The 13,298-nt window shown below is 56.8% G+C and carries 11 protein-coding genes and 2 pseudogenes; 2 read left to right on the top strand and 11 right to left on the bottom strand.

The window, feature by feature from the left end; translation table 11 throughout:
- From AC04SF_RS34290 to AC04SF_RS34280, 3 genes are all read right to left on the bottom strand, one after another.
- The coding region (locus tag AC04SF_RS34290; protein ID WP_488481377.1) for a WGR domain-containing protein at nt 1-196 on the bottom strand (196 nt) is incomplete at its 3' end.
- 341 nt (nt 197-537) lie between these two features.
- A complete protein-coding gene (gene panC / locus AC04SF_RS34285; RefSeq protein ID WP_488481376.1) occupies nt 538-1,431 on the bottom strand; it encodes a pantoate--beta-alanine ligase in 894 nt (297 codons plus the stop codon).
- A gap of 446 nt (nt 1,432-1,877) precedes the next feature.
- On the bottom strand, nt 1,878-2,294 hold the full coding sequence (locus AC04SF_RS34280) for a Ros/MucR family transcriptional regulator (RefSeq protein WP_488481375.1): 417 nt from the start codon (nt 2,292-2,294) through the stop codon (nt 1,878-1,880).
- An 815-nt stretch (nt 2,295-3,109) separates the two neighbouring features.
- Between AC04SF_RS34280 and AC04SF_RS34275 the strand changes: the two are divergent.
- Nucleotides 3,110-3,250 (top strand): annotated as a pseudogene (locus AC04SF_RS34275) (MucR family transcriptional regulator); the annotation flags it as partial.
- A 419-nt stretch (nt 3,251-3,669) separates the two neighbouring features.
- Nucleotides 3,670-3,927, top strand: a complete 258-nt coding sequence (locus tag AC04SF_RS34270; RefSeq protein ID WP_488481374.1) for a hypothetical protein — start codon at nt 3,670-3,672, stop codon at nt 3,925-3,927.
- 466 nt (nt 3,928-4,393) lie between these two features.
- Here the strand turns inward: AC04SF_RS34270 and AC04SF_RS34265 are convergent, their stop codons facing one another.
- The 8 genes and pseudogenes from AC04SF_RS34265 to nolL form a co-directional block, all read right to left on the bottom strand.
- Complete coding sequence (locus AC04SF_RS34265; protein WP_488481380.1) at nt 4,394-4,744, bottom strand: c-type cytochrome; 351 nt, start codon at nt 4,742-4,744, stop codon at nt 4,394-4,396.
- Nucleotides 4,745-5,170: 426 nt separating this feature from the next.
- Nucleotides 5,171-5,760: pseudogene (locus tag AC04SF_RS34260) on the bottom strand (IS6 family transposase); the annotation flags it as partial.
- Nucleotides 5,761-5,844: 84 nt separating this feature from the next.
- On the bottom strand, nt 5,845-7,128 hold the full coding sequence (locus AC04SF_RS34255) for an ATP-grasp domain-containing protein (RefSeq protein WP_488481373.1): 1,284 nt from the start codon (nt 7,126-7,128) through the stop codon (nt 5,845-5,847).
- Nucleotides 7,129-7,310: 182 nt separating this feature from the next.
- Nucleotides 7,311-8,117 carry a glycoside hydrolase family 12 protein gene (locus tag AC04SF_RS34250; protein WP_488481372.1) on the bottom strand — a complete coding sequence of 269 codons (807 nt, stop codon included), beginning with the start codon at nt 8,115-8,117 and terminating at the stop codon, nt 7,311-7,313.
- A 345-nt stretch (nt 8,118-8,462) separates the two neighbouring features.
- On the bottom strand, nt 8,463-8,852 hold the full coding sequence (locus AC04SF_RS34245) for a transposase (RefSeq protein ID WP_488481371.1): 390 nt from the start codon (nt 8,850-8,852) through the stop codon (nt 8,463-8,465).
- Between the two features lie 1,062 nt (nt 8,853-9,914).
- Nucleotides 9,915-10,256: a hypothetical protein gene (locus AC04SF_RS34240; protein ID WP_488481370.1), complete on the bottom strand. Its 342-nt coding sequence runs from the start codon at nt 10,254-10,256 to the stop codon at nt 9,915-9,917.
- Between the two features lie 118 nt (nt 10,257-10,374).
- Nucleotides 10,375-10,584, bottom strand: a complete 210-nt coding sequence (locus tag AC04SF_RS34235) for a hypothetical protein (protein WP_488481369.1) — start codon at nt 10,582-10,584, stop codon at nt 10,375-10,377.
- 670 nt (nt 10,585-11,254) lie between these two features.
- Nucleotides 11,255-12,445, bottom strand: a complete 1,191-nt coding sequence (gene nolL, locus AC04SF_RS34230; RefSeq protein ID WP_488481368.1) for a nodulation factor fucose acetyltransferase NolL — start codon at nt 12,443-12,445, stop codon at nt 11,255-11,257.
- Nucleotides 12,446-13,298: the final 853 nt, after the last annotated feature.

Here is a 13,298-nt window from a genome sequence, read left to right as displayed (position 1 = left end):
GGAAAAGGGCGACGGCTTCACCCTCGGTATCAAAGGAGTGCTGTATCGTGCGGCCGGTGGTTCCAATCCGGCCCCAACGCCGGACCAGGCAGGTCTGGCCGAACAGGGTCTCCTCGATCGACAGTGCATAGAAGCGCGCCATGTTCCGATCCGCGTCGCGGCGTTCGATACAGAGGCGATAGAGCTGCGCGATCATTGCGCACAGAATCGCGCAGCCGGACGCGCGTCCAATGAATGGTTTGAATCAGCAGACGTGGATCGATTCACTCTGGTGATGGATGGAACCGAACGTCAGTCGTTCGACAGCGTCTCTGATGATCCCTTCCCGCAAAGATGCAGCCAATCCTTGTTGGGCCGTGTCGTGCGCGGTCTGTAGTAACGATCGACGCTGATCACCGCGTAGAGCGCTAAATTTTGCCCTACAATTTGCCGATCAGCCGTTGGCGGCTGCTGTGTTCCCGCGCCCAAGCCATGTCAAGCGTCGGCCCGAGCAGATATGTGCGTGGCCGAGGCGTTGAAAGCGGCGAATGTCCGAACTCATGCTGCGACAGTCGCTCTGTTGAAGGCCCCAGCATTTTGCCGCGGACGCACGCTTACATTGTCGATCAGCCGGGTTTGTCCGAGCCAGCTGGCGGCGAGGAGTCGTGCGGGACGGTCGAGCGCTGCCATTGGCATTAGGTCTTCCTCGGCACGCAGTTCGAGATATTCCACTCGCTCAAAACCCGCAGCAAGTATGGACTGGCGCGCGACGGCAAGAATGGGTGCAACGGGGTCTCCGTCTGTCAGTTGCTCGCTGGCCTCCCGAAGGATTTCGGCCAGTCGCGGTGCTGCCTGGCGCTCGGCTTCGCGTAGCCGCGCATTGCGGGACGACATCGCCAGTCCATCGCTTTCGCGCACTGTCGGACATGCGACAATCTCGATCGGAACGTCGAGGTCGCGCACGAGTTGGCGCACCACATGCAACTGCTGGAAGTCTTTCTCGCCGAAGAAAGCGAGGTCGGCGCCGGACTGCAGAAAAAGCTTTGTCACGACTGTCGCCACGCCATCGAAATGACCGGGCCGGAATGCACCGCACAACCCCTCGCTCACCCCGCTCACGGATACTGTCGTGACAAAGCCCTTCGGATACATGTCCAACGCATCCGGTGCATAGAGGACGATGTGGGCTCCAACCGGCGCCAGCTTCGCAGCATCGTCATGTTCAGTACGTGGATAAGCTTGGAGATCGGCAAGGCTGTTGAATTGCTTCGGATTGACGAACAGCGTTACGATCACGCGGTCGGCCTTGGCGAGGGCTGCTCGCACCAAGCTGAGGTGTCCGTCGTGAAGGGCACCCATGGTTGGAACCAGGGCAACCCTCGAGCCCTCTCGGCGCCACGCGGCTACGATGCTGCGCAGTTCCGCAACTGTGCGAAGGATGGGAATGCTCACGCCGACTCTCCTCTTCTACCCGCCTCGCGCCGCCAACGAGATGGGTCGTATCGGTGCTCGTGCCGCCTGCGCACTTTGCACTCGCCGCACCTCGACTTCGCCCCGAGACGGGCCGGGCCATCTCAAGGTCCTTCCGGAACGTCAGGCGATGATGCATTTGCCACATTTTTGTGCAAGTGCGAAGAGAAAATTGCAACGCACAATAATTTGCCGACGACGCTCTCTCGTCGGGGTCCGGCCGCGAATGTCCTCTAGGAAGTTCGCCAGTTTCGGCGCCGGTTGACAGGGCGCTATTGCGCCGGTTTGGCACGGTTGAAGGAGGAAACATCGGCAGGACTAACTCTGTCTCCCGACCTAGCTCCCCCTTTCCAGTTTTGAGTTCGCGCCGAATGCGTTCGCAAGGCCTCTAACGCGCGACGATCGCTCGTTGGACTATGCGTCTACGCTCAGGCCTTGGCTTTGCGTCTCGTCGCGGGTTTCTTGGTGGGAGCAGGTTTCCTGCCCAAGCCTAGCGATTTTGCCAAAGCCGAACGGGTCGCCGAATAACTCGGCGCGACCATGGGATAGTCCTTCGCCAAACCCCATTTCGCCCGATATTCATCAGGGGTCAGCCCGTGACTGGTCGCAAGATGGCGCTTAAGGGACTGGTATTTCCTGCCGTCCTCGAGACTGATGATGTATTCCGGAAACACTGACCTTTTGGGATTAACTGCCGGCTTCGGGGCGGGCTCTGCTATGGGAGACGACTGGCCAATATTAGACAATGCCGAATTCACGCTCGCGATCAAATCCGGTAATCCGGACACTGGAACCGCGTTTTTCTGGACATAGGCGGCAACGATATCTGCAGTAAGCTCGATCATATTATTGCTTGGTTCCCCAGGCATCATTGTGCTCCTTCAATCCCCACATTCTCATATCCGTCAAAGGGGACGATATGCGCCCAACCTATGCCAGCTGAATTTTCTACAACCAAGCCAGCTATTAGAAATTTCTGCGCGACAGTATTGGGCAAATCGATTGTTCGTTTCGCGGCATAGAGGAAAGGCGCCAAATCAGTTCGCGTGTAGGGGCGTACACCGGGAGAATGCTGCATTGCCACATCTTACGAAGTATTTCCCCATCTATATGAAGTTCCCTGAAGGAGGGCCGATAATGTCAGCAAAGAAGAGATGCGCAGACAGGTATCGGTACATCACGGGAAAATGCGCGCCCGCGACGCGGTGCGCAACCTTCAGTCGAGTGCTTTGGCTAGTGGCTACGGGCTACAAGGCTGAGGCTTGATCGGCATGTCACGACGGTGGAGGCTAATTAGGGAGGGTCTCCTCCCAATTGGCTTTATGTCCTTTGATCTCCTCGCCGATCACGACTCCTTGGCCAGTTGATGCCATGTAACGAAGCTCGAATAAAGCAGAGGTGATGGGGGCGGCACGATGATCATCCTCGTTATCGGCTGATCGGGATTCGTGGGTCACGCCATCGTGCGGTCTCTGACGGGCAATAGGTACAGGCTGACGCTGCTGTACAGGGGCAACCGCCCCGTCAAGGGGACCGGGCAGCTCGGGGCAGTACGAGGCGGCGGTGTTGCGCGCGGTGCTGGAAGGCCGCGCCTTCGACGCAGTGGTCGACACCAACACCGGCTTGCCGAATTGTGCTTCAAGCCACCTGGGGCGTTTTCATGACAGAAGAAGCCGACAACAATATCGACACCCCCATCGAGCTCACCGCGGAAGTCGTGTCGGCCTATGTTTCCAACAATCCGGTCCCGGTGGGCAATCTTCCTGCCTGATTGGCCAAGTGCACGCAGCACTCAAAGGGACGATCAGCAACGCTTCTGCAGAAATGCCGAAGACTCTTGAGCCTGCGGTGACGTCGGGCGCGGCTGTTTTCGCAGACATAGCGGGAGAAGCGCTCTTATGCGAGCGGCGGGGATAATCGCCCGCTGGCGAGGCAATGAAATGCCAATACGGAAAAAGCCCGGCGCGGGGGCGCAACCGGGCTTTTCCCTTTAGCCGCACGACAGTCGCGCCTACGTGATTTCGGCATCGACGACTCTAAAGCTAGATAGAAATTCTGAATAAACTGTTGCCGGCTAAAGCCGCCGCGCAAGCAATGAAAGAGGGCAAGGCTCATCAAGCTCTCAGAGCAACGCGCCGTACACCAGCGCCGGCTTAGGCGCTGGCCGGCGGGCCTCCCTGCGGCCCTGTACGCTATGCCATGGACAAAGGGGGACCTTCGATGACCAGGATGCTGTCTGACATGCTCGCCACGCTCAATGTGGCGTTAGCGGTGATCATCACGATTGGCGGCGGTGCCGTCGACTGGGTTAGGTTCCACGACGATGGTGTCAGTGGTGTCGCCGGGCTTGTCGGCATGATGCTCGGCTTGCCCATCGGCTTCGTCGTCGCCGCGTCAGCATGCGGCACGCTGACAACGCTGATCCTGATCGAAAACCATCTGCGCAACGTGCTGGCAGTCGAGCGAGATCGCGCATGAGGGCAATAGGATCGAACGCACGTGCATTACGACCCCGGCCTGCCTGAACCGACGAACCCGCGCTCTGGCTTGGCACCCGCGATCGCGCGTTCGAAATGCTTGAGGATCTTCTCCGCGCAGCAATCTCACAGGGCTACGACTTCGTGCCGCTGTCGCCCAAACTGGTCGCAAAGCTGGTCGACGACAAAGCGGGAGCCAGCGGGCCTCCGGTGCGAGACACGATCCTGGGCCAGGTGCGGAGTCGCGCTCCACTTCGACTTGGCACGCCCGTCGTCCTACATGCTTCTTTTCCAAAGGGTTCTCGGTAGCCGGTTGGAGGTCGTCAGGCATGTTGACGGCACAGCACGGGCCAGACAGTTTCGCGGGAGCAGAACCCGACCCTCTTTCAACTGCTTACCTCGCTCAAGGCGAAAAGCGGAGTCGCACCGTCCTTGGCGTTGTTCTCGAAACGGAAGGCCAAAGGTTTCTAACCGGACACACTCTTGAGATAGGCGATAACGTTTTTGACGTCGTCGGGATTCTTGAGGCCAGGGAACCCCATTTTGTTCGCCGGCACTTTCGCCTTGGGATTTGCCAGATATTCCATCAGGTTCGGCTCATCCCATACAAGGCCCGCAGCGCCCGCATCCTTCATGGCTTTCGAATAAGAATAGACAAGGACGGTCCCCGCTGTCCGGCCCACGACGCCTTTCAAGGATGGCCCAACTCTGTTTGCTTCGGTATCAGCGCTGTGGCAGACAATGCACTTTTTGAAGACCGCCTTGCCTCCTTCGATATCCTGGGCCTGGGCGACCGGAGGCAGTAACGCCAAAACCATTGTGGCACCGACGAACAGATATTTCACGCAGGAACTCCCCCCTCTTCTCCTAACCTTGTCAAGCGTGATGTTGTAGTTGAGGCTGTTTCGGATCGCCACGATCGGTGCAAGCCCTCCAGGGCGTCGTTTGAGATTTTCAAGCGGACTGCCTTTTTTTCCTAAATCGTTGACGAATCGCTCTAACTCAGTTTTCCGCATAACGAATTCGTGCCTTTGCTCGATGTTGCCAAACTATCCATCTCGCTCTCACAAGCGATCGGATGATGGTTCCGTGAACATGCAAGCGCCGTACCAAACCTCAAAACGCTGACTTTGCGCGATGCCTAACAGTACGCATTGTCAACTTCCCGATCTTTGGGTTGCGAATCGACAATTTGCCGGTTGCAAAGTTTTGTCTGGTCAGAGAATTTGCCAGAGTGGTGGCAATCATGCGGCAGCGAGGATTTCGAACTGCTCGGCGAGAGACGGGTTCGGATTGAAGGCGTGCCGCGCCTGTCGTTTGCACATCGTGTGACCATCTCGATGCCGGACAGGGTGACCGCGGCGGCGTGCGTCGATTTGAAACCGAGCATCGGCCGCACCCGGCGCTTGATGCGCCGATGATCCTGGGATCGGCTCGACCGGCGCTGGGAGCAATCCTGCAATCGACTTGTGGCATCGCAGGAAAGGATGGCTTCCCGGTTGGTCTGACTGCCGTCGATGACGGCGGATCGGGACGGCCATGGCGTGCCAACGCTTTTGTGCAGAAACGCTTGGCGGCCGGCAAATCCCGGTATTCACTGAACCAGAACTCGACGGTGTCGCCGACGCTGTCGATGGCGCGATAGAGGTACATCCATCGCCCGCGCGCTTTGATGTAGGTCTCGCCCGCGCGCTTTGATGTAGGTCTCGCCCGCACGCCATCTGCCGGTCACGGCGCGCTTGCACCGGTTGAAGCGTTCCATCAGCAGCGGCGCGAAATGAACGACCCAGCGATGGATCGTTGAATGATCGACCCTAATGCCACGCTCCGCCATACCTGGTGTGTCCGCCACGCGAATGATGCAACCTGATGCTCAAGGAGGCGCCGTAGATCATCAGCAGCGATGGTCCGCGCATGGTCAGATGGCCAGTACAGGGGCAAAACCGCCGCCTAGTGTGCGGAAATTTGTAGTCTGGCCCTGGTATAGGCGGGCAGCCGCGAGGAGGACCTGGCCATCATAAGTATAAAGCCGCACGTCCATCTTGCGCGGCGTGGGCGCGCCATCGATCTCGATCATGCGCTGCCCTGGTGCAGCAAATGCCTGGGCCACATAGCCACCACGGGCGATCTCGGCCCACACCCCCTTCGTCACCTTGTCGCCGCGGTAGACCGCCTTGCTGCCGTGGCCGGAGAGCGGCTTGAAGAACATGTCCTTGCGGAATTGCCAGGCGGCATCCGAATTGTCGGGCGTGACCAGTGTGGTCCGCGGAATGCCGGCGAGCCGCGAGCGCATCTCCGGAGAAAGGCCGAATGCCTCCAGCGCTGCCGGATCGGAGAACAATGTCAGATTGCGCTTGCTAGAAAAGAGCGCATGGTTGTGCGGATTGGGCGTGAGCACCACGGCGCCGTCCTGATAGGCCGCTCTGAGCGCGGCATGCTCCGGCCAATCAAGCGCAAAATCGACCAGGCGATTGTAGACTAGGTCAATCTCTTGTCCGTCGAGCAGAAGCCTTCCGCCATCATATTTCAGCTCACTCGCGTTCCCGATCATCGCGTCCATGCCGTGCTTCAGCAATAGCTGCCGGGCCAGCACGAATTCAGGATAAAGATACTGCTCCGTAGGCTGATCATCGACGATCGCGATCCTTCGCGGCGAACCGGCTCCGCGCTGCCTGCGCCATTCGCTCTCGAACATCGCGATGACGCTGGTTTCGAAGTGATCGTCCCTTGTGCCAATCAGCGCCCGGTCGACCACGGAGCAGCAAGCCTTCTGAGCTCTGGCCAGCAGGGCATTGAGGAAAGCCCCGCCGGCGTTGGTGTTGACCTCAATCAGCTTGGGACCTTGATCGTCGAGGTGGAAGTCGTAGCCCATCAGCGCGCCGACCGGTCCAAAGTCCCGTTGCGCAATTGCGGGAGCCCAGGAGAGAACCCTTTCGCGGTAAGCTGGCAACTTTGCTGTCGCCTCGATGGCGATCACGATTCTCTGCATCTCGTCGAGGGCGGACACGGCAAGGAAGACTGGAACATTGGAAAACAGATGCGGCCGCGACGCCATGAATGTTTCGCAGAAACCAGGCTCGCCGGCTTCGTGGTCCAGCGCCGCCCAAAGTTTGGCCCGGTCGAGCGTGATGCAGAAGCATTTGAGGTTGAGCCGCCCCGACAGGGACGTGCTCAGATCCACCACGCCGGAGGCCTTAAGCATGAACGTATCTCCTCTGAACGGCAGGCGGCGTGCAGCACGTTGGGGACGAGCGGACGCTCGTCGTCGCGGCCGGGAAACAACCATCGCTTTGGCCGAGCGAGCCGGTAAGCGCAAGCTAGGCCGTCAGCCAGCGAGGCTCATTGGCATAAGCGCAGCTCACCTTGCCGCCCGCACACGGGTCTTCACTTCGAGGTCACAGACCAGTTGTTGAAATTGAAGTTCTTTCCCCCCGGGGACGAGGTAATCTCGACGCCGTATTGGACGCTACCGACGTTTATGTCGCCGAAGTACCCCGTCGACTTGATCCACTGCAGGATACTCTTGATGTCCACTGTCCCGCTGTTGGTCTTAGAAGTGCGCAGCAATGAGATGACCTTGTGACCGTCGGGGCCTTCACCTTCAAACACGTTCCAAGTCGCTCCGCCTACATTGACATTGCTGTAGACCGGAATCGCCGCACCGGAAGGGGCATAATGATATGAAATGGGCTTAACGTTGCCGCTCCCGTCCGAGTTTCCGGTGTAGTTTGTCCAGAGCATTACCTCATGCTGGTTTGACCTGTCCCAGATATCGTAGGCGACATCCCAGGCGCCGCCAGTAGGAACCTCCTGATTGAAGCTCGAGCTCAGAGTGTTGATTGAACTGAGCGGTTTCCCGATACTAAAAGCCTCGTGCGGATAGCTTTTGATGCCCGGCGTATTAGGCTGGTTCGACCATACGCTCCACCGGTTGACGCCACTCACCGAAATCGTCTGAGGCCCAGGGCGCGGACCCCATACGTCGTTGTTCCAAGAGTAGCCATCGCGTGAAAAGCTTCCGTATGGAGCGCTCGAACTCCAAATCGGAGCCTGCGCCGATACAAGCGCGGCAGATGATAATGACCCGGCTTCATTCGCGGCCTGCCTAAATAGATCATGATCCTCCTGTGTCCGGACGTATCCCGGTGGGAACCCTTGCGCGCCAACACCGTTTATCCGATTGGAATTCATAAAGCTCTCCTTTCGATTATGATAACAAAGTCTCCTGCAGATCCGCCCAGCGGGTACCCTAGTTCAGCATAGGCGGCATTGGCATCTAGAGGCCGAGTGCGAATGCTAGGAAGGTTGGCTTTCGAGAAGCTGACGAGCTCAAGGAGAAAGGCGGAGCCGCGCCCGGGTTTGCCGTCTTTCGGATGACAACAGCCTGCTGAGACAGTGGCAACGATCCACTGGATACGAGCCTAGCAGTTTACGGAAAAATCCAAAGAATTGGGCGTTTGTTCTGTCGCGGGTGCCATTGTTGGGATGATTTGTTTGAGAGTTTGAAGCGCTTTGGCGGTCTGGACACCAAGTTGGCTACGCTGCAACCAGTTTGGGGATGCGGATCAGGTTGTAGGCGATCAGATTGAGTATGAAGTCGGTAGCGACCCGAGCGATGCCGCGATGTTTGGTCTTGCGCATGGTGTCGTGCTGCTTGCTCCAGCCGAAGATGCACTCGATCATCGCCCGACGCGATTGCGACATTCCATAGCCCGGATGCTGCCTGGTTCGTTGGTCGATGGCGCTGTTGCGGGTCTTGCCGGTTTTGGTGACGGCCTGGTTCTGCGTCACATGCGGTGTCACGTTGATGGCGCGAAGATTGGCCACATGATCGACCGTATCGTACGCTTTGTCCTCACGGGCCGTGATGCGGCAGCCGGCAGCTTTGCCTCTCGCCTGCCCCCACCGCGCATGCGCTGAAGGCACCCGCGGCTGCAAGCCAAACTATAGGTCGCATCCCCCAATTACCCCTCAGAAATCCCCAAGGATACTTTGGCGCTAATGTGCTTTGAGCGCAAGCTGGTTACGCCCAAGTGTGTAATCTTAGGCTCTTGGCCATGGCAGGAAATCGTCATCAAAGCCGTCTTGGCTAAAATAATCCAATGCCCTCGTGCCTTCTTCACTTTCGTGCAGGCCGCATCGATAGAGCAAGTTTTCCGATTACTTGGTAGGCTTGGCCGGATTTGGCTTCTAGGTCCTCGATGCGCTGCTTCATTTCGGCCTTGGCCACGTCTCACTTCCGCTAGCTTTGCGCTCGGCCCGTAGCCGCCGCTCGCGGGCCGCTGTCCAATAGCTTGGATCGCGATTGGTATGATCTAGCGCCTCGGGCTCCGCCTTTGCACTGATAAGCTTTAGGCCTGCCCTTCAAGATCGCAGCCATGCGCGCCTTGGATTCCGCCAGGTCTTCGAGCCGCGCGCCTACAATACGCGCGATCAAGGATCGAAAAACCCGCTGCCGGGAGGAGGTGGCAGCGGGCTCTATTTGAGAATGCAGCGCAAAAAGGCGTGCTGCCTTCAGCGTCGACCGTTCCATGGTGGGAGTGAATCGGCCGACAGGCAAAAGTATGGGCGAACGGAAAAATTGTGCAATGCACAAAAGGTTTATCGCTGCTGCAAAATTTTATCCGGAGGTTGCATCAGCTGGGGTCTCCGCGTTGACAAGGCCGGTACCTGATTTGGCAGCAGTGAATTCGCGAATCCCGGCTTCGGCGCTCCGAAGCCAAAGCGCGTTCCGGTGTCGCAACCGGGGGGGGCGCTTCTCTTATTTTGTGCGAGGTTCGGGCATCATTCCGCCACCCTGTTCATCCTGACAAGGCGTGCCGACGCAGGCGCGTCTTACGCTCCTCAGTCCAGTACGCCGGATCGCGATTGTTGACGTCTAGCGGCTCGGAGTCCGCCGGAGCGCGCTTTGCCGTTTGGCCTCTAATGCGGCTGTCCGCTTAGCTGCTCTCGCAGCGAGTTTGTCACGTGATGCCTGGCGCTTCTCCTCTAGGCGCCGTTCACGTTCGGCCGCATCTCGTTCCTTACGCAGCCGGCGCTTCTCATCGCGTTTTCGTTGGTTCGTGCGGAGAAGATCCTTGTAGGAAGCGTCCGAAGTAATGCAATCGCCCGGCCAGTGACAGGTTTGCTCTCGGTGGCAGGTGCCCGCATGATCTGCCAGATGTCGACAAGATCCTGCTCTGAGAACATTACGTTGCGTCCGTGAGTGGAGCAGCAGCCGTAGCGCTTGCCAATCTGTATATTCCCCCGCCGCGTCATCTTGAGCCGGCTGGCCGCTTCCTTTGCGGAGTAAATATTACCTAGTTGTGTTGGCGGAGGAATATCGTTCATTCATAAGGAATCCACAATGCCACTATGGAGTCAACCATTTGTTTTAACTCGGTAAATTGGTGAATGCGGTAGGCAAAGGCGGCCAACGAATTAGCCGCAGATGATATAGCATCAAGCGCTAGTGTAGCTTGTGGTTCCCATACCAGTTTTCGATTGGCGATCTAGGATCGATCTGCCGACCGAGCGACTTGAAGTGGGCGACGATCTCGGGCAGCAATGCATCTCGATCACCGAACTCGTCATCTATGCGCCGCAGCTCATCCTCTGCCGCTTCCTGCTCCCAGGTCTCACCGATCACATAGCCAAAGTCGCCGATGGCGCAGATCACAGCCGGCTTTAATCACCCTCTCCACAAAAGCCGGGACTTCGCTCGCCTTCATGAGCCTTTGCGTACGGGCCATTGCAATCATCTCCTTGTTACTGTTCGGCCGAAAAATTGCCAGAGCACCGCACGCTATGGCTACCTGTACAACTGCACAGGTTTCGGTAGAGATGAGGTTGAGAGCAGCCGTGATATCATGGCGCGCGCAGATTTTTTCGGCAGGTGCGTCTTATGGTGTGAATCGGCGGCAGCTACAGCTCCTGCCCCTTCGCAAGGAAAAGGACGCTAGGCCATGATATACGACGTCAAAGTCTCTGCTCGTAAGACAGAAAATCTGCGAGTGGCGGTCGAGCGCTGTTACATTATCGATGTGAACGACCTGGAAGAGGTGAACGCGAAAGCTATATCCCGCGCTCGCTAGGACGGTGATATCGACTTGGTCAAGGTAGTCCGCAAAACGCGCAGGGGTTTCTGAACCCACTGCGAGACGACACATAGCGAAAGTCGTCACCATTCAGCGGCGCCGACGCGGCAAGCGCTCCTAGAAGCCCGGTTTCGCCGGCCTTTTTGCGGTTATGGCAAGAGGCAAAAAAAAGCCAAAAAAGATAACAAAATCAAGTCTTATGGCGGAGCAGTTTTCGAATCTATGTATCTGCATTGAAATATCGGGTTTTGATCAGCTTCTTCCTGGACGCTCTCCCGTGTCGCGGCAGCAAGAAGCTAGGTGTTCCCTGACGGAATTAAGGTTATCGAGACCAAGCGGCGGAGCGCCGCTTGAACAGCGTCGCCAGATAAATTTTCGCCATAGCGACAGATATCCAAGGTGGCGCACAATCCTGCGAATTGTCATCCCCGTGACAACAATCGCAGCTCCAACCACGCTTGCGACCCCGATTTTGGTCGTGATATTCCAGGGTTCTCCGAACTGTATAAAATCCATGAGGCGAAAAACGGCACCTTGGACAAGGTAAAGCACTAGTGTGCTCTGACCAAGCTCCTCCGCGACAAAGCGAGCTAATCGAGTTGAATAGCTAGCTCTCCAGCATAGGAATATAAATTGCATAGCTACCGCAGACGCCGCTCCCGAGCCGGCGAACATTAGAAGCACTTGTTTCGCTGACTCTTCATCGTATATCAAACCAAGATTGTTGTAGACATAAGTATTTTTTCCCCAATGCAGAAAGCATATGAACGATGTTATCGAAAGAAAGATAAATAATGGTTGCTTCTTGAGCCAGATGACGCTGGTCTTCCACTCGATCGATTTGGCAAACAAGAAACCAAAGCAATAGAATGGATAAGTATATCGTACTAACGGAGCTATTGACCAGGTAACTGGCGCGAAAGCGACCACAATTGCAGATGCGCCTATGATCCACACCGGCAAGCGTTTGAAAGTCATAAGTAACTTAACGGCCACGAAGGAAGTGAATGCCGCCCAGATGAACCAGTACGTCCCAATTAATTCCCTTGAAAAATCCAACATTTCGCCGGTTAAATTATCCGCCCGCGAAATTACGGCGGCCTTCGATATCCAAATGAACGCGCACCAAAAAAACATTGGCAATACTAACTGCATCGCTCGATCACTGACACCTTGACGAAGCGATTTGCGCAGGACAGCTCCCAAGGAAAGATATCCGCTTATCGCCATAAATAGTGGCATGTGAAACATGTAGATCGACTTGAAATACGGCGACAACCAAAAGGTATCAGAGTCGCGATAAATCAGATATTGCAATAGGTGGCCAATTATAACCAGTATAATGAGCACGCCTTTGGCGAAATCAAAGCTTATGTCTCGGGATTTCGCCCCTTCTGGGCACGAGTCGCGCCCCGTCGCGCCCACCGTTATGTGATTAAGCATCAATCCGCCAGCCTATCTTTTTTCCGTCGTTACTTTCCGCTTTGGATCTAGTGGTTCGCGCGCGACCACCAGGCAAAGCCCGAGAGCAGTTGCATGGGCCTTCTAGAAAGCTGAAATATTTCCAGCGAAATTCGTCTCAACGCGCCGCCTGGTAGATCAACCGGAACTCAGGGCTGACACCGGACAACTTCGATTGCTTTCCAAGGGTCCCGCCGCGCAGGCAGGTCCATAAGCCTTCCTGAAGAAGCAGACAGTTTGACATGGTCCGCGAGAGGCAGCTCGCGTTCCGGGGTGGACCTGGTCCCCGGCCGACGGTTTCATATCCGCTAATATATATGTTGGTAAAATCGATTGTGTTGATGGAACGCATGCGCACGATGGATACATGGGTATCGGGCGCCGGTGACAAGGCACGCTTAGGACATCCAAAGCGCTGATGGGTCTCATCGAAACAAATGATTTTATCAATCTTCCTCGATCTCGCATGAAGCACCCATGAGCTCGGAGGTGCGGTGGAGGTTGTGCTGGGAAAATGAATTGCATCTGCCAGACCATTTCTGCCAGACCATTTCGAACTCTCCGACGTATTCCGAAGGACCTAGCACCGACTACCTCGACGCAAAGCCATTGGCGGCCGAGACGTTTGAAGACGAGCCACGTTGCACACCGGGTTTCGATGTGCTGGCGCAAACTCGGCTGCCGGCCGACGTTTTTCTCCATCTTCCGTCGCAGACCCGCCGGAACTCATCTCGTCTCTGCAATCAAAAATCCAATTGGTTTTGGTGAGTGGCACAAGGCCGGTCAGAGACAATTTCGCTTGCCGTCTGGCTGGAAGAAGGCGCCGCGCCCACGT

The organism is Mesorhizobium sp. CNPSo 4671 (assembly GCF_057784245.1).
The sequence above is the reverse complement of the archived record's forward strand: the minus strand, read 5'-3'. Positions and strand labels throughout refer to the sequence as shown.

Excerpts from the sequence above, each read along its gene's own strand:
- AC04SF_RS34280 (WP_488481375.1), bottom strand. The coding sequence starts at position 2,294 with ATGATCGAGCTTACTGCAGATATCGTTGCCGCCTATGTCCAGAAAAAC.
- AC04SF_RS34270 (WP_488481374.1), top strand. The coding sequence starts at position 3,670 with ATGACCAGGATGCTGTCTGACATGCTCGCCACGCTCAATGTGGCGTTA.
- AC04SF_RS34265 (WP_488481380.1), bottom strand. The coding sequence starts at position 4,744 with ATGGTTTTGGCGTTACTGCCTCCGGTCGCCCAGGCCCAGGATATCGAA.
- AC04SF_RS34255 (WP_488481373.1), bottom strand. The coding sequence starts at position 7,128 with ATGCTTAAGGCCTCCGGCGTGGTGGATCTGAGCACGTCCCTGTCGGGG.
- AC04SF_RS34250 (WP_488481372.1), bottom strand. The coding sequence starts at position 8,117 with ATGAATTCCAATCGGATAAACGGTGTTGGCGCGCAAGGGTTCCCACCG.
- AC04SF_RS34240 (WP_488481370.1), bottom strand. The coding sequence starts at position 10,256 with ATGAACGATATTCCTCCGCCAACACAACTAGGTAATATTTACTCCGCA.
- nolL (WP_488481368.1), bottom strand. The coding sequence starts at position 12,445 with ATGCTTAATCACATAACGGTGGGCGCGACGGGGCGCGACTCGTGCCCA.